At 69.4% G+C, this 19,469-nt stretch carries 18 protein-coding genes; 12 read left to right on the top strand and 6 right to left on the bottom strand.

What is annotated here, in order from left to right:
• Positions 1-3: 3 nt before the first annotated feature.
• Entirely contained in the window at positions 4-747 is a 744-nt protein-coding gene (gene flgF / locus ACK41C_RS09955; RefSeq protein WP_409653296.1) for a flagellar basal-body rod protein FlgF, read from the bottom strand.
• Between the two features lie 216 nt (positions 748-963).
• On the opposite strand from flgF, the gene ACK41C_RS09960 reads away from it, so the two are divergent.
• From ACK41C_RS09960 to ACK41C_RS09980, 5 genes are read left to right on the top strand one after another with little or no spacing between them, the layout of a single operon-like run.
• Positions 964-1,536 carry a flagellar basal body-associated FliL family protein gene (locus ACK41C_RS09960; RefSeq protein WP_409653298.1) on the top strand — a complete coding sequence of 191 codons (573 nt, stop codon included), beginning with the start codon at positions 964-966 and terminating at the stop codon, positions 1,534-1,536.
• Positions 1,537-1,573: 37 nt separating this feature from the next.
• A complete protein-coding gene (gene fliM / locus ACK41C_RS09965) occupies positions 1,574-2,662 on the top strand; it encodes a flagellar motor switch protein FliM (RefSeq protein ID WP_409653299.1) in 1,089 nt (362 codons plus the stop codon).
• Entirely contained in the window at positions 2,659-3,165 is a 507-nt protein-coding gene (locus ACK41C_RS09970; protein WP_409653301.1) for a DUF6468 domain-containing protein, read from the top strand. The genes fliM and ACK41C_RS09970 overlap by 4 nt, the downstream gene beginning before the upstream one ends.
• Positions 3,162-3,947, top strand: a complete 786-nt coding sequence (locus ACK41C_RS09975) for a MotE family protein (RefSeq protein WP_409653303.1) — start codon at positions 3,162-3,164, stop codon at positions 3,945-3,947. Before ACK41C_RS09970 ends, ACK41C_RS09975 begins: the two co-directional genes overlap by 4 nt.
• A gap of 4 nt (positions 3,948-3,951) precedes the next feature.
• Positions 3,952-6,882, top strand: coding sequence for an endoglucanase (locus tag ACK41C_RS09980; RefSeq protein WP_409653304.1), 2,931 nt, complete (start codon positions 3,952-3,954; stop codon positions 6,880-6,882).
• A 15-nt stretch (positions 6,883-6,897) separates the two neighbouring features.
• Here the strand turns inward: ACK41C_RS09980 and fliP are convergent, their stop codons facing one another.
• Both fliP and ACK41C_RS09990 read right to left on the bottom strand, forming a co-directional pair.
• The gene (gene fliP / locus ACK41C_RS09985; protein ID WP_409653306.1) at positions 6,898-7,686 is read right to left on the bottom strand and encodes a flagellar type III secretion system pore protein FliP; all 789 of its coding nucleotides are present in this window, start codon (positions 7,684-7,686) and stop codon (positions 6,898-6,900) included.
• On the bottom strand, positions 7,679-7,969 hold the full coding sequence (locus ACK41C_RS09990) for a flagellar biosynthetic protein FliO (RefSeq protein ID WP_409653308.1): 291 nt from the start codon (positions 7,967-7,969) through the stop codon (positions 7,679-7,681). Before ACK41C_RS09990 ends, fliP begins: the two co-directional genes overlap by 8 nt.
• A 107-nt stretch (positions 7,970-8,076) precedes the next feature.
• Between ACK41C_RS09990 and flgB the strand changes: the two genes are divergently transcribed.
• From flgB to fliE, 3 genes are read left to right on the top strand one after another with little or no spacing between them, the layout of a single operon-like run.
• Positions 8,077-8,508, top strand: coding sequence for a flagellar basal body rod protein FlgB (gene flgB, locus ACK41C_RS09995; protein WP_409653309.1), 432 nt, complete (start codon positions 8,077-8,079; stop codon positions 8,506-8,508).
• Positions 8,509-8,524: 16 nt separating this feature from the next.
• Positions 8,525-8,944 (top strand): flagellar basal body rod protein FlgC, encoded by a 420-nt coding sequence (gene flgC, locus ACK41C_RS10000; RefSeq protein WP_409653311.1) that lies wholly within the window; start codon positions 8,525-8,527, stop codon positions 8,942-8,944.
• 13 nt (positions 8,945-8,957) lie between these two features.
• Positions 8,958-9,263 carry a flagellar hook-basal body complex protein FliE gene (gene fliE, locus ACK41C_RS10005; RefSeq protein WP_409653313.1) on the top strand — a complete coding sequence of 102 codons (306 nt, stop codon included), beginning with the start codon at positions 8,958-8,960 and terminating at the stop codon, positions 9,261-9,263.
• 34 nt (positions 9,264-9,297) lie between these two features.
• On the opposite strand, the gene ACK41C_RS10010 is transcribed toward fliE, so the two are convergent.
• Positions 9,298-9,630 (bottom strand): hypothetical protein, encoded by a 333-nt coding sequence (locus ACK41C_RS10010; RefSeq protein ID WP_409653314.1) that lies wholly within the window; start codon positions 9,628-9,630, stop codon positions 9,298-9,300.
• A 168-nt stretch (positions 9,631-9,798) separates the two neighbouring features.
• Between ACK41C_RS10010 and ACK41C_RS10015 the strand changes: the two genes are divergently transcribed.
• Positions 9,799-10,557 carry a hypothetical protein gene (locus ACK41C_RS10015; protein ID WP_409653315.1) on the top strand — a complete coding sequence of 253 codons (759 nt, stop codon included), beginning with the start codon at positions 9,799-9,801 and terminating at the stop codon, positions 10,555-10,557.
• Here ACK41C_RS10015 and nth read toward each other — a convergent pair.
• A complete protein-coding gene (gene nth / locus ACK41C_RS10020; protein ID WP_409653317.1) occupies positions 10,499-11,275 on the bottom strand; it encodes an endonuclease III domain-containing protein in 777 nt (258 codons plus the stop codon). The two genes, ACK41C_RS10015 and nth, sit on opposite strands and share 59 nt — an antisense overlap.
• A 95-nt stretch (positions 11,276-11,370) precedes the next feature.
• Here nth and ACK41C_RS10025 point away from each other — a divergent pair, with 95 nt between their 5' ends.
• The 3 genes from ACK41C_RS10025 (at position 11,371) to ACK41C_RS10035 (ending at position 18,770) form a co-directional block, all read left to right on the top strand.
• The gene (locus ACK41C_RS10025) at positions 11,371-12,516 is read left to right on the top strand and encodes an L-lactate dehydrogenase (protein WP_409653319.1); all 1,146 of its coding nucleotides are present in this window, start codon (positions 11,371-11,373) and stop codon (positions 12,514-12,516) included.
• A 135-nt stretch (positions 12,517-12,651) separates the two neighbouring features.
• Positions 12,652-17,295: a glutamate synthase large subunit gene (gene gltB / locus ACK41C_RS10030; RefSeq protein ID WP_409653320.1), complete on the top strand. Its 4,644-nt coding sequence runs from the start codon at positions 12,652-12,654 to the stop codon at positions 17,293-17,295.
• A 23-nt stretch (positions 17,296-17,318) separates the two neighbouring features.
• Positions 17,319-18,770, top strand: coding sequence for a glutamate synthase subunit beta (locus ACK41C_RS10035; RefSeq protein ID WP_409653321.1), 1,452 nt, complete (start codon positions 17,319-17,321; stop codon positions 18,768-18,770).
• A 15-nt stretch (positions 18,771-18,785) separates the two neighbouring features.
• Here ACK41C_RS10035 and ACK41C_RS10040 read toward each other — a convergent pair whose 3' ends face one another.
• Positions 18,786-19,319 (bottom strand): DUF4142 domain-containing protein, encoded by a 534-nt coding sequence (locus tag ACK41C_RS10040; protein WP_409653323.1) that lies wholly within the window; start codon positions 19,317-19,319, stop codon positions 18,786-18,788.
• Positions 19,320-19,469 lie beyond the last annotated feature (150 nt).

The following is a 19,469-nucleotide window of genomic DNA, read 5'->3' on the forward strand; positions in this document are numbered from 1 at the left end:
CCCTTATTGCATTTGCACTTTGCCCATCCGCTCGACCGAGCGGCGGGAGAGTTCGGCGGCGGAGTCCATCATCTTGGCCATGGACTCGTAGGCCCGGGTGACCTCCATCATCCGGGTGATCTGCAGGATCGGATTGACGTTGGAGGTCTCGAGCGACCCTTGCCGGACCTTGGCTTCGGCCGCGGGCTGAGGTTCAGCGTTGGAGGTGTTGCGGTAGAAGTTGTCGCCTTGCTTCTCCAGGACGGCGAGCTCCTGGAAGTCGACCACGCCGACCCGGCCGACGCGCTCCTCGCCCTGGCTGATCGTGCCGTCGGCGGCGATGGTGACCCGGCCGCGCTCGGGATCGATCACGATCTCGCCGCCGCCGTCGTCGAGGACAGGCAGGCCGCCCTGGGTGGTCAGGCGGCCTTGCGGATCCATGGTGAAGCGGCCGTCGCGGGTGAAGAGCTCGCCCTCGGCGCCGCCGATGCGGAAGAAGCCCTCGCCCTCGATGGCGAGGTCGAAGGTGGCGCCGGTGGTGCGCAGGGCGCCCTGGCCGAAGTCGCGGCCGACGCTGCGGTCCAGCACGAACTTCACGGGCCTGGGGCCGGGCGAGGTCATGGCCGGCCGCATGGGCTCGGTCTCGACCATCAGGCTTTCCACCTTGAAGCCGACGGTGTCGGCGTTGGCGATGTTGTTGGCCACGATGTCCAGCTCGCGGCGCAGCGTCAGTTGCCGGGAAAGTCCGACGAAAAGAGCGTTGTCCATGAACGGGCCTTAGGCTGCGACACTATTGCCGACAGGGCTCTGCAAGCTTCGGGCCAGTCTAAAATTCTAGGAAAATCAACGAATAAGAAAGTTAACGGGCGCCGGGCGGCGGAATCTGCCGGGCAAGATTCTGCGCCCGTTAACACCTGTTAAAAACCCATCCTTAACCATGCCTGCGCGATGAGACGGGGATAAGATTCTAAGGAGCGCGCACGCGTGGCCAAGGACAAGGTCAAGGAAGCCCCCGAGGGCGAGGGCCAGGAGGGTGAAGAGGGCGATGCGCCGGCCAAGAAGAAGCCGCCGCTGAAGCTCCTGATCATCGCCGGCGCCGCGGCCGTCCTGGTGCTGGGCGGCGGCGGGACCGCGGCCTTCCTGCTGCTCAAGCCCAAGCCGGAAGCTGCAGGCGAAAAGAAGGCCGAGAAGAAGGACAAGAAGGGCAAGGAGGGCGAGAAGCTCGCCGGCCAGCTGCGCGAGGGGCCCGAAGGCGTCCTCTTCTACACCATGCCCAACGTGGTGGTGAACATGCAGACGGCGGACGGACGCGCCACCTTCCTGAAACTCAAGCTGACCCTTGAAGTGCCCGACCGGGGGACGGTCGACACGCTGGAGCCGAACATGCCCAGGCTCCAGGACATGTTCCAGACCTTCCTGCGCGAACTGCGGCCGGAGGATCTGCAGGGCAGCCAGGGCTCCTACCAGCTGCGCATGGAGATCCAGCGGCGGGTCAATCTGGTGATCGCGCCGGCCAAGGTGAACGCGGTGCTCATCGAGGAGATGCTGATCAACTAGGGCGCTCTTCGCCCTGGCGTGACGGTTGTTCGAACCCATGGCCGACGAATTCGAAACTCAAGAGGGCGCGGGCGGCGGGATCAATCCCGACGATCCGTCCACCTGGGAGAATCCCGACGCCCATGTGGAAAGCCTGATCGGCGCCGAGCGCATCCTCAATCAGGACGAGATCGACAGCCTGCTGGGCTTCGACCTCTCCGAGGAGGAGGCGGCCGAGCGCTCGGGCATCCGCGCGATCATCAACTCCGCGCTCGTCTCCTACGAGCGCCTGCCGATGCTGGAGATCGTCTTCGACCGCCTGGTGCGGTTGATGACCACGTCCTTGCGGAACTTCACCTCCGACAACGTCGAGGTCAGCCTCGACAACATCTCCTCGATCCGCTTCGGCGACTACCTGAACTCGATCCCGCTGCCGGCCATCCTGTCGGTCTTCAAGGCCGAGGAGCTGGAGAACTACGGCCTGCTGACGGTCGACTCCAACCTCATCTACTCCATCGTCGACGTGCTGCTGGGCGGACGCCGCGGCACCGCGGCCATGCGCATCGAGGGCCGGCCCTACACCACCATCGAGCGGGTTCTGGTCCAGCGGATGGTGGAGGTGGTGCTGGCCGACGCCCGCGCCGCTTTCGAGCCCCTGACCCCGGTGACCTTCACGCTCGACCGGCTTGAGACGAATCCGCGCTTCGCCGCCATCGCTCGGCCGGCCAACGCCGCCATCCTGGTGAAGCTGCGGATCGACATGGAGGACCGCGGCGGGCGCATCGAGCTGCTGCTGCCCTACGCCACCCTCGAGCCCATCCGGAAGATGCTGCTGCAGCAGTTCATGGGCGAGAAGTTCGGCCGCGACAACATCTGGGAAAGCCACCTCGCCACCGAGCTCTGGACCACCCAGATCGACGTCCGGGCCGTCCTCGACGAACAGCAGTTGCCCCTGAAGGACGTGCTGAACTTCCAAGTGGGCGACACCCTGATGCTCAACGCTACCCCGGACAGTCCGGTGGAGCTGCGAGCTGGTTCGATCCCCCTCACCCGCGGCCGCATGGGCCGCCGCAACCATCACATCGCCGTCCGCGTCGAGGCCCCGCTCTCGATCCAGGCGCGCCAAGCCGTCCAGAGGATGAAATGAGCGTCATCGCCATCGCCCTGAACCTTCTCCTGGCGGGCCTGCTGGCCGCGGCGCTCGCCATGGGCTTTCGCCTGAACGTCCGCCTCAAGGCCCTGCGCGACTCCCACGAAGGCTTCGCCAAGGCGGTAGCCGAACTGGACGCCGCGGCAGCCCGCGCCGAGCAGGGCCTGGCCGACCTGCGCGCGGCCACCGACGAGGCGCATGAAGCCCTGGCCGACCGCATCGAGAAGGCCCGGGCCCTGACCGCCAAGCTCGATCGCCAGCTTCAGAACGCGCCGGCCCGCCGGGTGGAGGAGTCCGCGGAACTGACCCTCGGCGCCGACGTGGAGCGCGTCACCCATCGGCTGGGCTCCCTGCTCTCCGGCGCCCATGCCCCGCGCCCGCCGCGCGAGCGCCTGCTGCGCCGAGAGCCGGCGGCGGCCCCGCTCCGGCCGCGCGCGTCCGTCGAGGACGACCTGTTCGAAGACGAACCTGTGCAGCTGCGCGCCGGAGGCCGCCGATGAAGACCATGCCGCGCATCCTGCCGCTGATCGGCGTGGCCATGGTCGGCGTGCTCGGCCTGAACGCCGTCTCCGGCGCCAATTCGGCCTCCGACCTGGTGTCCGGCGCCCGCGCCTTCGCGGAGGAGGCGGCGAAGGGCGTCGCGCCTAAGGCCAAGGCCGAGGAGAAGGCCGCCACCGGCCAGGCTGCCGACACCGCCGCAAAGGCCGCTGCGCCGACCGTCAGATCCGCCGCCGTCTGCGCGCCGACGGCCGCCGAACTGGCCAAGGAGGCCGGACTCTCGCCCGCCGAACTGCAGGTGTTGCAGAGCCTCGGCGCCCGCCGGGGCCAGCTCGACAAGCGGGAGCAGGATCTCGACGTGCAGATCGCCCTGTTGGCGGCCGCCGAAGCCAAGCTCGACGCCAAGACCAAGGCGCTGAATGGCCTGAAGGCCGAGGTGCAGAACCTGATGAGCCAGGCCGACGCCAAGGAAGAGGCCGAGATCGACCGCCTGGTGAAGGTGTTCGAAGGCATGAAGCCCAAGGACGCCGCGCCGCGCATCGTGATGCTGGACGACGAGGTGCGCCTGCCCATCGCCGCCAAGATGAAGGAGCGCGCGCTCTCGGCGATTCTCGCCCAGATGCCGGCGGCCGAGGCCAAGAAGCTGACGGAGTCGCTGGCCAGCCGATACGCCGCCGTGCGCAAGGCCGCCGCCGCGGCCCAGGCCGCCGAAGCTCCGAAGCCCGCCCAGCAGGCCCAGGCGCCTGCGCCCAAGGCCGCCGCCCCGGCGCCGAAGGGCGGCTGATTCCATGAGCCTGCGCCAGGCCCTCCGCTCCGGCGTCGCGGCGGTCGCCATCGCAGGCCTCGCCGCGCCCGTCGGCGTAGCTGCGCCGACGGCGCCGGCGGCTGCGCGCGGCGTGCTGGACGTGCGGGTGGCCCGGGCGAAGGAATTCTCGCGGCTGGAGTTCCACTGGGTCGGCGGCGCCCGCGTCATCGCCCGCCGGGAAGGGCAGCGGCTGATCCTGCAGTTCAACCGCAGCGCCAACCCGGACATCTCCCGGCTGCGGGTCGACCCGCCGCCCTGGCTGAAGACCGCCGAGGCGCGCCGCGCCAAGAACGGGCTGGAGCTGATCCTGACGCTGGCCGACGGCGCCGACGCCCAGGTCGGGGCGGACGGCGGGGTGACCTATGTCAACCTCTTCGAGAAGGCCGCGCCGCCGCCGGCGCCGCCCCCCTCGATCCAGGCCGCGGACGCCCAGCCTGCGCCGGCCGCACGCCCGGACCCCACGCCGCGCGGCGGAGTGGTGCGGATGGAAGCCCGCATCGCCGGCGGCCAGGCTCATTTCGACTTCCCCTGGGCTGCGGCCAACGGCGCGGCCGTTTTCCGCCGCGGCGACGCCATCTGGGTGGTGTTCGATGCTCCGGCCCAGATCGACGTCTCGGCCGCCCCTCGCGGGGCGCGCCAGTTCTCCGGCGTCGACACCTTCCGCGGCGCCGACTACTCGGCCGTGCGTATCCGCGCCCCGGCCTCGACCCCGTTCTTCGCCCGCGCCGAGGGCTCCACCTGGACGGTCAGCCTGGGTCCCGGCGCGGTCACCCAGCCGGCCCAGGTGCGGGTCATGCGCGCCAGCGCCGGCGGCCCCGCCGCGTTGAAGGCGGCTGTAGCGGGCGCCACCCGCTCGGTGCGCGTGGCCGATCCGAACGTGGGCGACACGCTCTCCGTGGTCACCGCGCTGGCGCCGTCCAAGGGCGTGCCGTCGCGCCGCGAGTTCGTGCAGATGGCCGTCCTGCCTTCGGCCCAGGGCCTGGCGGTCGAAAGCCATGTGGAGGATGTCGAGGTCACATTCGAGGGTGATCTCGTCCGTATCGGCCGCCCCGAAGGCCTGACGCTCTCGCCTGCTTCAGCGGGGGTGGAACGCATCGAGGCCGAGCTCGGCGCGCCCCAACCAGCCGGCGCGCCCGGCCTGATCGACTACGCCAACTGGCCGAAGACCGGCTCCGGCGGCTTCCTCGCCCGCTACAACGCCCTGATGGCGGCGGCCGTGGAGGAGGGGGCGCAGGGTCGCGACGCGCCGGTCGCCGCCCGCATGGCGCTCGCCCGTTTCCTGGTGGGATCGGAGCTCTCCTTCGAGGCCATCGGCGTCCTGAACGCCGCCGGTCGCGCCAAGCCGCAGCTGCTCGACGACCCCGAGTTCCGCGCCCTGCGCGGCATCGCCCGGGTCATGGCCCGGCGCTACAAGGAGGCCCAGGCCGACTTCTCGGTCCCGATCCTCGCCGACGACCCCTCCAGTTCGCTCTGGCGGTCCTACATCGCCGCCCAGCTTGCGCAGTGGCCGGAGGCGCGCAGCCAGTTCGCCGCCGGGGCCGAAGCCTTCGGCCGCTTCTCGCCGACCTGGAAGGCGCGCTTCGCCCGCTCCGACGCCCAGGCCGCCCTGGCGCTCGGCGACCTCAACGGCGCCGACGGGCGGATCAAGCTGGCCTTGATGGACCGCACCGATCCGCTGGAGGAACTGGCCACCCGCCTCGTCCAGGCCCGTGTGGTGGAGGCGCTGGGCCACAAGGACCGCGCCTTGCGGATCTACGCCGCCGTCGCTGGCGCCCCGGTCGAGGGGCTGGCCGCCCCGGCCCTGCTGCGCGCCACCCAGATCCGCCTGGAGACCGGCCGGATCACGCCGGTCCAGGCCGCCAACGTATTCGACGGCCTGCGTTATCGCTGGCGCGGCGACGCCACCGAGCTGGAGACCATCCGGGCGCTCGGCCAACTCTATCTGAACCAGGGCCGCTATCGCGAGGCGCTGGAGGCCTTGAACTCGGCGGGGCTGCGGCTGCCGGACCTGCCGGAGGCGGTCCAGCTCCAGGCCGATCTCGCCACCGCTTTCCGCGCCCTGTTCCTCGACGGCGCCGCCGACGGGCTGGAGCCGATCCAGGCCCTGGCGCTTTTCTACGACTTCCGCGACCTGACGCCGCTGGGCTCCGACGGCGACCTGATGGTGCGCAAGCTGGTGCGCCGGCTGGTGGATGTCGACCTGCTCGATCAGGCCGCCGAACTGATGCGCTATCAGGCCGAGAACCGCCTGGACGGCGTGGCCCGCGCCCAGGTCGCCACCGACCTGGCGGTTATCTATCTGATGGATCGCAAGCCCGAGCAGGCCCTGCAGGTCATCAACGCCTCGCGCACCACGGTCCTGCCCAACACGCTCAACGCCGAACGCCGGCTGGTGGAGGCCCGCGCCCTGATGGGGCTCGGCCGCTTCGACCACGCCCTGGAAGTGATCGAGCGCGACACCTCGGCCGAAGCCCAGGATCTCCGCGCCGAGGTGGTCTGGAAGCAGCGCGACTGGGCCGCCGCCGGGCCTTTGTTCGAACGCAGCCTCGGCGAGCGGTGGAAGCGCGGCGAGGCGCTTTCCAGCGACGAGGAGGGCAAGCTGCTGCGCGCCGGCGTCGCCTATACCCTGGCGGGCGACGAGGCGGCGCTATCCCGCCTCGACCAGCGATACGCCGGATTCTACGACCAGGCGCGCAACCCAGAGGCGCTGCGCGTGGCGCTCTCGGGCGCGTCGTCGGGTCGCCTGAACGTCTCCGACTTCGGACGCGCCGCCGCCGACAACGAAGCCTTCGTCGGCTGGGTCGCCAAGATGAAGGAGCGCTTCCGCGAGAACGCCGGCCCCTCGCGCGCCGCTGCGCCGAAGCCGGCTCCCGCCAAGACCGCCGCAGCGGCGGCCCCGGCCGCCAAGGGCTAAACGACCGCGCCCGAGCTATCCCCCGCCGGCGCCGCGCTGGAAGCTCTCGACCAGGCTGCCGGCCACCAAGCGCCAACCGTCCACGAGCACGAAGAAGATCAGCTTGAAGGGCAGGGAGACGACCACCGGCGGCAGCATCATCATCCCCATGCTCATCAGCACGCTGGCGACCACTAAGTCGATGACCAGGAAGGGGATGAACAGCAGAAAGCCGATCTCGAAGGCGCGCTTGAGCTCCGAGATCATGAAGGCGGGAGTCACCACGCGCAGCGGCAGGTCGGCGGCGGAGGCGGGGCGCTCCACCCGAGACAGCCGCACGAACAGGGCCAGGTCGTCCTGATCCACCTGGGTGAGCATGAAGGCCTTCACCGGCGCGCCGGCGGCGTCGAAGGCGGCCGGCAGCTCCATCTCCTGATCGAGCAACGGGCGTATGCCCTCCTGATAGGACCGCTCGAAGGTGGGGGCCATGACGATGGCCGTCAGGAACAGTGCGAGCGAAATGATCACCGCGTTGGGCGGGCTCTGCTGCAGGCCGAGCGCCGTCCGCAGCAGGCCCAGCACCACGACGATCCGCACGAACGAGGTGGTCATGATGACGATGGAGGGCGCCAGCGACAGCACGGTCAGCAGGGCGACGAGCTGCACCACCCGCTCCGTCAGACCCGCGCCGGTGCCGAGGTCGATGTTCACCGCCTGAGCCGCCGCGGCGGCCGGGAGCAACAGGCCGGCCAGGGTCCCAAAAGCCGCCAGCAGCAAGGCGCGGCGGACATCGGCGGCGGTCGGATTCAGCAAGCGCTTAAGCATCGGCCGTCGCCTTCGGCTTGGCCCATCGGGCGGGGGAGGGCAGCATCTGGCCTTCGCCGAGCAAGAGCAGTTTTTCCTCGCCATCGAGGGAGACCAGCACCAGCCGTCGACCAGGATCGAGCACCAGGGTCTCGACGATCGCCAGACGCCGCTCCTTCTTAGCCGCGCTCATGCGGGCGACGACGTCGGGCCCGAAGCGGCGCAGGGCCACGGCGGCCACCCCCACCAGGCCCAGGGTGAATAGAAGCGCAAAGAGGGCGCGGACGAGGTCGGCGAGGTCCATCGGCGTTCTGCTAGCGGGCCGGATGAAGCGGAAAGCGCCGGCCGATCAAGGCTTTGCGCCTAAGGGTCTTAAGACGCGGTTAACCCTGTTTGTTCACCATGATCGGCATGAATCTCGCCGAGATCCCGCTCTTTTCGATGCTGCGCGGTCGGCTGGGCCACCTGTCCGAGCGCCAGCGGGTCATCGCCCAGAACGTCGCCAATTCGGACACGCCCGGGTTCCGGCCTTCGGACCTCAAGGCCTTCAGCTACCACGCGCCCGGCGCAGGCCTGGCGACCACCGCCGTGGCGGCGACCCAGAGCGTCACTCAGCCCGGCCATATGACGCCGGCCCACCAGCGCCGAACTCCGCCGGGCGGTCCGTTCAAGACGCTGAAGGCCGCCTCCACCGAGACCACGCTCGACGGCAACGCCGTGGTGCTGGAGGAGGAGATGCTGAAGATGGCCGAGTCGCGCATGAACTACGACGCGGCCATCGGCTTCTATCAAAAGTCCCTGGGCCTCCTGCGGCTCGCTACGCGCAAGCCGAGCAGCGGCTAACGAGGGGGAGGGCTGAATGGCCAATATAAAACCGGTAGGCGGCGCGACGCAGCAGATTGCGGCCTCGGCCCTGCGCGCCCAGCAGGCGCGGATGCGCATCGTCGCGGAGAACATGGCCAACGCCCAGTCGGTCTCGCGCCAGCCGGGCGGCGACCCGTACCGCCGTCAGATCCCGGTGTTCACGCCCATGAAGATGGACGCCGGCCAGGGTGTGCGGATGTCCAAGGTCGAGCCGGACCGCAAGGAGTTCCGCAGCGTCTACGACCCCAGCCATCCTTCGGCCGACGAGAAGGGCTATGTGAAGCTGCCCAATGTCGACCTCTTGATCGAGACGCTCGACATGAAGGAGGCGCAGCGCGCCTACGAGGCCAACCTCAACATCATCGAGACGGCGCGCTCCATGGAGATGCGCACCCTCGATCTCCTGAAAAAATAGGAGCGCCTGAGCCGTGATCAGCCCGCTCGCCGCCGCCAAGGCCTACGCCGCGGCCCAGAACTCCGCCCTGAAGGCCGCCTCGGGCCCTCAGGAGGCTGGCGGCCTGGACTTCGGGGCCATGGTCAACTCGGCCATGACCGACCTGACGGCCACCACGAAAAAGGCCGAGACCCAGATCGCCGCGCAAGTGGCGGGCAAGGCTGAGCTGATCGACGTGGTGACGGCCATTTCGGCGGCCGAGGCCAGCCTGGAGACGGTGATCGCCGTGCGCGACCAGGTGATCAACGCCTACCAGGAAATCATGCGGATGCCGATCTGACGGCTGATCGCCGGAGGGCGGCCCTCCGCCTAGCTTAGCCGACGTCGGCGGCCTCGCGCAGGCAATTCAGCCAGGCGTCTTCGCGCGCCTTTTCGGCCTCCCGCAGCTTGGTCTCGGCTTCGCGAACGGCGGCGTCGTGCTTGCGCCATTCCAGCACCGCGCCTTCGCGAGCCGCCCGGGCGGCCTCCATGGTCGCGAACCGGGCCAGCACCGCCCGGACGCTGTAGTTTACCGGCGGGCCCACCGTCTCGCGGTCCGGGTAGAAGCCCTTGATGGAGTCGGAGGTCTCGCTTTCGATGTGGAAGACATCCGCCCAGCCCGCATGGTGGCGCATCAAGGCCCAGGGCCGTTCGATCCGATCGCTCATGGTCGCTCCATAGATTCCCCGCAGGGCATGGCGCGAAGCTAGCGCGCCCGCGCCCGCTCTCCAACGCCGCGACGCAATTTCGGCTTCCGTGCGGCGCAGATTCCGTGTGAAACCTCCCTCATTGCATCGAACCCATTTCAGTCGGTCATTCGCGCGTTCGGAGATTTCATGACGCAGATCGTGATCGCCCAGCAATTTTGCGGGCCCCCCAATTCCGGCAACGGCGGCTATGTGTGCGGCGTGCTCGCCCGCGATCTCGAGGGGCCGGCGACCTCGGTCCTTAGGGCGCGCATCCCCCTCGACGCGGCGCTGACCCTCGGCGTCGAGGACGGCCAGGTGCGGATGTTCGACGGCGAAGGCGCGGTGATCGGCACGGCCCGCCCCGCCCAGGCCGCCGACCTGCCCGAGCCGCCGCCGGCGCCCAGCCTGCCCGCCGCCGAGGCCGCCGGCTCGCGCTATATCGGCCTGACCCAGCGCGTCCATCCCACCTGCTTCTCCTGCGGCCCGGAACGGGCCGAGGGCGACGGCCTGCGGGTCTTCGTGGGCCAGTTGGACGGCGCGGCCGACGGGGTCTGCGCCGGGGTCTGGACGCCGCACGCCGCCTTTGCGGATGACGAGGGACTGACGCCGGCCGAGGTGATCTGGGCGGCGCTCGATTGCCCCGGCTTTTTCGCGTGGGTGGTGAAGGAAGGCCGCCACGGCGCCCTGCTCGGCACCATGACCGGCGAGGTGATCCGCCGCCCGAAGGCCGGCGAGACCTGCATCGTTATAGCCTGGCCGATCGTCCGCGAGGGCCGCAAGGAGACCGCTGGCGTCGCGCTCTATTCGGCCGAGGGCGAGCTTCTGGCCCGCGGCCACCAGGTCTGGATCACCATGGGCCCGCCGCCTCAGGCTGCCGTCCCGGCGCCGGCTGCGGCTGAGGCCTGACCGGCCCGTCCGCCTGCGGCTTCATAGCGCTCGGTGCGGGGGCTAGCCCGATCCGCGGGCAGAGGTCGCGCAGGACGCAGAGCCCGCAGGCGGGATCGAAATGCGTGCAGATCGACTGCCCGTGCGGCTTGATCAGCCAGTGCAGCTCGAAGAAGTCCTCGGCGTCCCAGTCGATCGGTGCCTGCTCCATGAGCGCGGCGTAGGCGCCGTCCGTATCGCCGGTGCGCGGCGCCAGGCCCAGCCGGCGGGTCGCGCGGTGGACGTGGGTGTCGACCACCAGCGCCGGCCGCGCCAGGGTGCTGAAGTTCAGCACGCAGGCCGCGCCCTTCACGCCGACCCCGGAGAGGCGGGCGAGCCAGGCCATCGCCTCGTCGAGCGGAAGGTCCTTCAGGAAATCCAGGTCGAGGTCGCTGCGCGCCTCGCAGATCTGGCGCAAGGCCTCGGGGATCCGTCGCGCCTTTTCATCGGCGAAGGTGACCGGATCGATGATCGGTTCGATGTCCGCCGGAGCGGCGCCGGCCAGGGCGTTCCAGTCGCCAAAGGCGGCGCGCAGCCGCACGAAGGCGGCCCAGGACACCTCGTCATAGGTCCGGGCGCTCACCATCGTCTTGACCAGTTGGGAGACGGGATCGAGCCGGCGATGGGGCCGCACGGTCCCGAAGGCTGCCCGCAGCCGGTCGCGCACGGCTGGCAGGTCGGAGGATAGGTCGAGGCGCATCTGCATGGCGCCATGAAAGAACAAAAGAAGAACATTTGTCAACGGCCGCCCCGCCTCCTAGGAAGGAGCGCCAGGGAGCAGCGGAGGGGGCGGTCATGACGCCGGCGTCGGTCTCGGACTATCGGGAGCTGGCCCGCCGCCGGCTGCCGAAGATCTTCTTCGAATATATCGACGGCGGCTCCTACGCCGAGGTCACCCTGCGGCGGAACGTGGCGGACCTCGAGGCCATCGCCCTGCGCCAGCGGGTGATGCGCGACATGACCCAGCTGGACATGTCGGTGGAGGTGTTCGGTCAGAAACTCTCCATGCCGGTCGGCCTCGCCCCCGTCGGCATGGCCGGCATGTACGGAAGGCGTGGCGAAGTGCAGGCCTCGGCCGCCGCCGCCAAGGTCGGCGTGCCCTTCTGTCTCTCGACGGTGGGCGTCTGTTCTGTGGAGGAGGTGGCGAGCGCCGGCACGCCCCCCTGGTTCCAGCTCTACATGCTCAAGGACCGCGGCTACATGGCCGAGCTATTGGCCCGCGCCAAGGCGGCCGGCTGCCCGGTGCTGGTCTTCACGGTCGACTTGCCCGTCCCCGGCGCGCGCTACCGCGACGTGCGCTCCGGCTTCACCGGGTCGAGCGGGCTTTCGGGCGCCCTCAACACCGCCTGGCAAGGCGTCACCCATCCGGCCTGGCTGTGGGACGTGTGGCTGCATGGCCGCCCGCACACTCTGGGCAGCGTCGTCGGGGCGATCCCGCAGAGCCGGTCGGTCACCGATTTCCTGGGCTGGATCGCGCGCAACTTCGACCGCTCCGTCACCTGGGCCGACCTCGACTGGGTGCGGAAGACCTGGGACGGCCCGATCGTCATCAAGGGCGTGCTCGATCCGGAGGACGCGCGCGACGCCCTGCGCGCCGGCGCTCAAGGCATCGTAGTCTCCAACCATGGCGGGCGGCAGCTGGACGGCGTGCGCTCCTCGATCTCGGCCCTGCCTGCCGTGGTGGACGCCGTCGGCGGCGAGCTGGAGGTCTTCCTCGACGGTGGCGTGCGCTCGGGCCTGGATGTGCTCAAGGCGCTGGCGCTCGGCGCCCGGGCCTGCTTCGTCGGGCGGGCCTGGGCGTATGCGCTCGGCGCCGGCGGCGCGCCGATGATCGAGAAGATGCTCGGAACCCTGCGCAGCGAACTCGCCGTGGCCATGACCCTGACGGGGTGCAATGTCGCGCGTGAGGCGAACAGGGCGCTACTTGACGTCGCAGGTTAGAAAATCTTTTCGCATTCCCAGCCCTCAGGCGGTCGACAAGGGCTGATCTTGCCGGGTAAATGCCCGCGAACGCGCAGGAACACGGCTGCAGAGCCGTGGTCCCGCGCGCCTGTGGCTTATAGCGAGGGTGAGCGGATGGGAGCTCCGGAACGGCAAGGTCTTTACGACCCGCGCAATGAACATGACGCGTGCGGGGTGGGGTTTGTGGCCAATATCAAAGGCCGCAAATCGCATGAGGTCGTGACCGCCGGCCTGGAGATCCTGGTCAATCTCGATCACCGCGGCGCGGTCGGGGCCGATCCGCTGGTCGGCGACGGCGCCGGCATCCTGATCCAGATTCCCGACGCCCTGCTGCGCGACTGGGCCGGACAGACCGGCGTCGACCTGCCGCCGGCGGGCGAATATGCGGTGGCCATGTGCTTCCTGCCGCGCGACGAGGCCGCGCGCGACGTCGCCGTGGCGCAGTTCGAGCACTTCCTGAAGGTCGAGCGTCAGCCCCTGCTCGGCTGGCGCGACGTGCCGGTGAACACCGAGGGCCTGGGCGCGGCCGTGCTGGCCGAGATGCCGGTGATCCGCCAGGCCATCGTCGGCCGCGGCCCGAACATCCGCAGTCAGGATGCGCACGAGCGCAAGCTGCTGGCCGTGCGCAAGCAGACCCAGAACCCGCTCGCGGCCCTGGCGGTCAAGAAGGGGCTGCCGGGACTGACCGAGCTCTATATGCCGTCCTTCTCCACCCGGACGGTGGTCTATAAGGGCCTGCTGCTGGCCCATCAGGTGGGGACCTTCTACCAGGACCTGATGGACGAGCGCTGCGAGTCCGCGCTCGCCCTGGTGCACCAGCGGTTCTCGACCAACACCTTCCCGTCCTGGAAGCTGGCCCACCCTTACCGCTTCGTGGCCCACAACGGCGAGATCAACACCGTCCGCGGCAATGTGAACTGGATGAACGCCCGCCGGCGTACGCTGGAGAGCGATCTGCTGGGGCCGGACCTCGACAAGATGTGGCCGCTGATCCCGCACGGCCAGTCCGACACCGCCTGCCTGGACAACGCCCTGGAACTGCTGGTCGCCGGCGGCTATCCCCTGGCGCACGCGGTGATGATGCTGATCCCCGAGGCCTGGGCCGGCAACCCGCTGATGGATCCCAAGCGCAAGGCCTTCTACGAATACCACGCCGCGCTGATGGAGCCGTGGGACGGTCCGGCGGCGGTCGCCTTCACCGACGGACGCCAGATCGGCGCGACGCTCGACCGCAACGGCCTGCGCCCGGCCCGCTTCGTCATCACCGACCAGGACCATGTGATCATGGCCTCGGAAGTCGGCGTGCTGCAGGTGCCCGAGGAGCGGATCGTCCGCAAGTGGCGCCTCCAGCCCGGCAAGATGCTGCTCATCGACATGGAAGAGGGCCGCATCATTGAGGACGAGGAGATCAAGCGCTCCCTCGCCGAGGCCGAACCCTACGAAGATTGGCTGAACGAGACCCAGTTCAAGCTGGAGGAGATCTCCGACGCCGAGGAGGCGCCGCCCCTCCCCAACGAGCCGCAGGACCTGCTCGATCGCCAGCAGGCCTTCGGCTACACGCAGGAGGACCTGCAGTTCTTCCTCGAGCCGATGGCGGTGACGGGGGACGATCCCGTCGGCTCCATGGGCGCCGACACGCCGATCGCGGTGCTGTCGAAGCGGCCCAAGCTGCTCTACGAGTACTTCAAGCAGAACTTCGCCCAGGTCACCAATCCGCCGATCGATCCGATCCGCGAAGAGCTGGTCATGAGCCTGGTCTCGATGATCGGGCCGCGGCCGAACCTGCTGGGCCGCCAGGCCGGCACGCACAAGCGCCTGGAGGTCTCCCAGCCGATCCTCACCAACGAGGACCTGGCCAAGATCCGTTCGATCAGCGAGTTGCTGGACGGCTCCTTCCGGACGGAGACCATCGACATCACCTGGCCGGCCGAGGAGGGCGCGGGCGGGCTGGATGCGGCGCTGGAGCGGATCTGCCGCGAGGCCACCGACCACGTCCTGGACGACAAGAACATCCTGATCCTGTCTGACCGCGCGGTGGGGCCGGACCGGATCGCGATCCCGGCGGCGCTGGCCACCGCGGCGGTGCACCATCACCTGATCCGCAAGGGCCTGCGGATGCAGACCGGCCTCGTCATCGAGACCGGCGAGGCGCGCGAAGTGCACCACTTCTGCGTCCTGGCGGGCTATGGCGCGGAGGCCGTGAACCCCTATCTGGCCTTCGAGACCCTGGAGCAGATCCGGGTCCGCAACGGCCTGTCGGTCTCGGCCTACGAAGCGCGGAAGAACTACATCAAGGCCGTCGGCAAGGGCATACTCAAGGTGATGTCCAAGATGGGCATCTCCACCTACCAGTCCTATTGCGGCGCCCAGATCTTCGACGCCGTGGGCCTGTCCAGCCAGCTGGTGGCGCGGTTCTTCACCGGCACGGCGACGACCATCGAAGGCGTCGGCCTGAAGGAGATCGCCGAAGAAGCCGTGCGCCGCCACCGCGACGCCTTCGGCGACAACCCGATCTACGCCACCATGCTGGACGTGGGCGGGACCTACGCGTTCCGCCTGCGCGGCGAGGCGCATGCCTGGACGCCGGAGACGGTCTCGCGCCTGCAGCATGCCGTGCGCGGAAACCTGCCGGACGAGTACCGCGAGTTCGCGCGCGGCATTAACGAGCAGTCGGAGCGCCTGCTGACCATCCGCGGCCTCATGCAGCTGAAGCCGGGCGAGGCGCCGCTGTCGCTGGACGAGGTCGAGCCGGCCTCGGAGATCGTCAAGCGGTTCGCCACCGGCGCCATGAGCTTCGGCTCGATCAGCCGCGAGGCGCACACCACCCTGGCCGTCGCCATGAACCGCATCGGCGGCCGCTCGAACACCGGCGAGGGCGGCGAGGAGCCGGACCGCTTCACGCGCCTGCCGAACGGCGATTCCATGCGCTCGGCGATCAAGCAGGTGGCCTCCGGGCGGTTCGGCGTCACGACCGAATACCTGGTCAACGCCGACGACATCCAGATCAAGATGGCCCAGGGCGCCAAGCCCGGGGAGGGCGGCCAGCTGCCGGGCCACAAGGTGGACAAGAACATCGCCCGCGTCCGGCACTCCACGCCGGGCGTCGGCCTGATCTCGCCGCCGCCGCACCATGACATCTATTCGATCGAGGATCTGGCCCAGCTGATCCACGACCTGAAGAACGTGAACCCCAAGGCCCGCATCTCCGTGAAGCTGGTGTCCGAGGTGGGCGTCGGCACGGTCGCGGCGGGCGTCGCCAAGGCGCGCGCGGACCATGTGACGATCTCGGGCTTCGAGGGCGGCACCGGCGCCTCGCCGCTGACTTCGCTCACCCACGCCGGCTCGCCCTGGGAGATCGGCCTGGCCGAGACCCAGCAGACCCTGCTGCTGAACGGCCTGCGCACCCGAATCGCCGTCCAGGCGGACGGCGGCCTGCGCACGGGGCGGGACGTGGCCGTGGCGGCCCTGCTGGGCGCCGACGAGTTCGGCTTCGCCACCGCGCCGCTGATCGCCGCCGGCTGCATCATGATGCGCAAGTGCCACCTCAACACCTGCCCGGTGGGGGTGGCGACCCAGGACCCGGTGCTGCGCGCGCGCTTCACCGGCCAGCCGGAGCACGTGATCAACTACTTCTTCTTCGTGGCCGAAGAGCTGCGGGAGATCATGGCCCAGATGGGCTTCCGGACGGTCAACGAGATGATCGGGCGCGTCGACCGCCTCGACATGCGTCCGGCGGTCGACCACTGGAAGGCGCAAGGGGTGGATCTCTCCAGGATCCTCTACGCCGCCCCGGCGGAGGGCCAGAAGGGCCTCTGGAACATGGACCGTCAGGACCATGGGCTGGGCAAGGCGCTGGACAACACCTTGATCGAAGACGCCAAGCCTGCGCTGGAGAAGGGTGAGCCCGTGGCGCGCGAGTACGAGATCCGGAACGTCAACCGCACCGTCGGCGCCATGCTGTCGGGCGAGGTCGCCCGCCGCTACGGCCATGCCGGCCTGCCGGAGGACACCATCTCGCTCAAGTTCCGCGGCCAGGCGGGCCAGAGCTTCGGCGCCTTCGCGGCCCGCGGCGTGACCCTGGAGCTGACCGGCGACGGCAACGACTATGTGGGCAAGGGCCTGTCGGGCGGCCGCATCGTGGTGCGCCAGCCGCGCGAGGCCCGACGCGATCCGACCCAGAACATCATCATCGGCAACACCGTGCTCTACGGCGCCATCGCGGGCGAGGCCTATTTCGAAGGCGTCGCCGGCGAGCGCTTCGCGGTGCGCAACTCCGGCGCGGTGACGGTGGTCGAGGGCGTGGGCGATCACGGCTGCGAATACATGACCGGCGGCGTGGTGGTCGTTCTGGGCGACACCGGCCGCAACTTCGCGGCCGGCATGTCGGGCGGCGTGGCCTATGTCTACGATCCGCGCGGCCGCTTCGAGCAGCTCTGCAACAGGGCCATGGTCGATCTGGAGCGGATCGAGCCTGCGGGTCCGGTCGCTCGCGAGGATGAGCCTTATCGGCCCAGCCAGCGCTCGCTTTCGGTGGACAACAACGGGATGGGCGACGTGCTGCGGTTCGACGCCGAGCGCCTGCGCATCCTGATCGAGCGCCACCACCTGCACACCGGCTCGGCGCGCGCCGCCCAGATCCTCGAGAACTGGGATCGGACGCTCGCCTCCTTCGTGAAAGTCATGCCCAAGGACTATCGCCGGGCGCTGGAGGAGCTGGCCGCCGAGCGCCGCTCCGCCGCCGCCGTCGCCGCCGAATAGTCCCCGAGTATCGGAGCAACATCATGGGCAAGCCCACCGGCTTCCTCGAAATCGAACGTCACGACCGCAGCTATGCGCCGGTCGCCGAGCGCCTGAAGCACTGGAAGGAATTCGTCGACCCGCTGCCCGCGGGCGAGCTGCAGAAGCAGGCCGCGCGCTGCATGGACTGCGGGATTCCGTTCTGTCACCAGGGCTGCCCGGTGAACAACCAGATCCCCGACTTCAACAACCTGGTCTATCGGGACCAGTGGAAGGCGGCGCTGGAGAACCTGCAGTCGACCAACAACTTCCCCGAGTTCACCGGCCGCGTCTGTCCCGCACCCTGCGAGGCGTCCTGCACGCTCAACATCATCGACAATCCGGTGACGATCAAAACCATCGAATGCCAGATCGTCGACCGCGGTTGGGAAGAAGGCTGGATCAAGCCGCAGATGTCCGAGCGCGGCACCGGCAAGCGGATCGCGGTCGTGGGCTCCGGCCCGGCGGGCCTGGCCTGCGCCCAGCAGCTGGCTCGGGCCGGCCATGCGCCGACCGTCTTCGAGAAGAGCGACCGGATCGGCGGATTGCTCCGCTACGGCATTCCCGACTTCAAGATGGAGAAGCACCTCATCGACCGGCGGGTCCGGCAGATGGAGCAGGAAGGCGTGATCTTCCGCACCGGCTTCGAGGTGGGGGTGACGGTGTCGGTCCAGCGGCTGCTGGACGACTACGACGTGCTGGTCATGGCCGGCGGGGCCGAGAACCCGCGCGACCTGGAGGTGCCGGGCCGCGAACTCGATGGCGTCCATTTCGCCATGGACTTTCTGACCCAGCAGAACAAGCGCAACGCCGGCGACGACGAGCTGCGCGCGGCGCCCACCGGCGCGATCTCGGCCACCGGCAAGCACGTCGTGGTGATCGGCGGCGGCGACACCGGCTCGGACTGCATCGGCACCTCCAACCGCCATGGGGCGGCCTCGGTGGTGCAGCTCGAGATCATGCCGGAGCCGCCGGCGCGCGAAAACAAGATGCTGACCTGGCCGGACTGGCCGCTGAAGCTGCGCACCTCGTCGAGCCACGAAGAGGGCTGCGAGCGCGACTTCGCGGTGGCGACCAAGCGCTTCCTGGGCTCCAACGGCAAGGTCGAGGCCCTCGAATGCGTCCGCATGGAGTGGGTCGCGGGCGAGGGCGGCCGCCAGGTGCTGAAGGAGGTCGAGGGCAGCGAGTTCAAGATCAAGGCCGATCTCGTCCTCCTGGCCATGGGCTTCGTCGGTCCACGTCACAACGCCTTCACCGACCAGGCCGGCGTGGAGCTGGACCCTCGCGGGAACGTCAAGGCGCCGGTGACCGACTACAAGACCTCTTCGCCGAACATCTTCTCCTGCGGCGACATGCGGCGCGGCCAATCGCTGGTGGTCTGGGCGATCCGCGAGGGCCGGCAGTGCGCCCAGGCGGTCGACGCCTATCTGATGGGCGTGTCCAAGCTGCCGCGATAGGCGAGGGCCTGCCGCTCACCGGATGCGGTTCAGCATCTCCAAGTGATGGGCGACGCGCGGGGCGGTCTGGGCGGCCACCCCGCGCAGTACGGCGTTATCGCCGTTGGCTGCATAATTCTGGTGAAGCGCTAGGGCCTCTCGATGCGCCTGCACCTGCTGCGCGCGGTAGCGGCGATCGAATTCTCCGCCGTTCTGCGCCTGCTGCAGGGCGTCCAGCAGCCCCTGGCGGACCCGGTCGGGTGCGCTGACGTCCGGCGGCGCCACGCCCGCGCGGGGCAGGGCGGCCATCAAGGCGGCGCTGGTCGCAGTGTGTTCGTCGATCATGTGCTGGGCGAAGCGCTTCAGCTCTTCCGACTGCGCTCGTCCTAAGGCCAGCCGGCTCGACTCGACCTCATAGCGGTCGCTGAGGGCGGCTTGCCGGACGTACTCGGCCGCGGAGGTCGGCGTGGGCGCCGGCGCTTCGGCGGGGCCGATGCGGCTCTGCGCCAGCGCGGGCGGCGCGGTCAGGGCGAAAGTCGCCGCCGCGGCGGCCAGGAGAAAGTTGCGCATTGGTGTCCGTCTCTCGAAGTGGGGCGATGCCCCCCAACCGGACAGGCCGACGGTGGTTCCGAATGGACTTTGCACCGCGCCGACGAGTTGCGGCTTCACACTGCCGCCTGTTCCCTCGAAGCTCTCTTTCGTCGATCAATGCGCGACCAT

Source organism: Phenylobacterium sp. (assembly GCF_046290725.1).
In the GTDB taxonomy this organism is placed as follows: Bacteria; Pseudomonadota; Alphaproteobacteria; order Caulobacterales; family Caulobacteraceae; genus Phenylobacterium.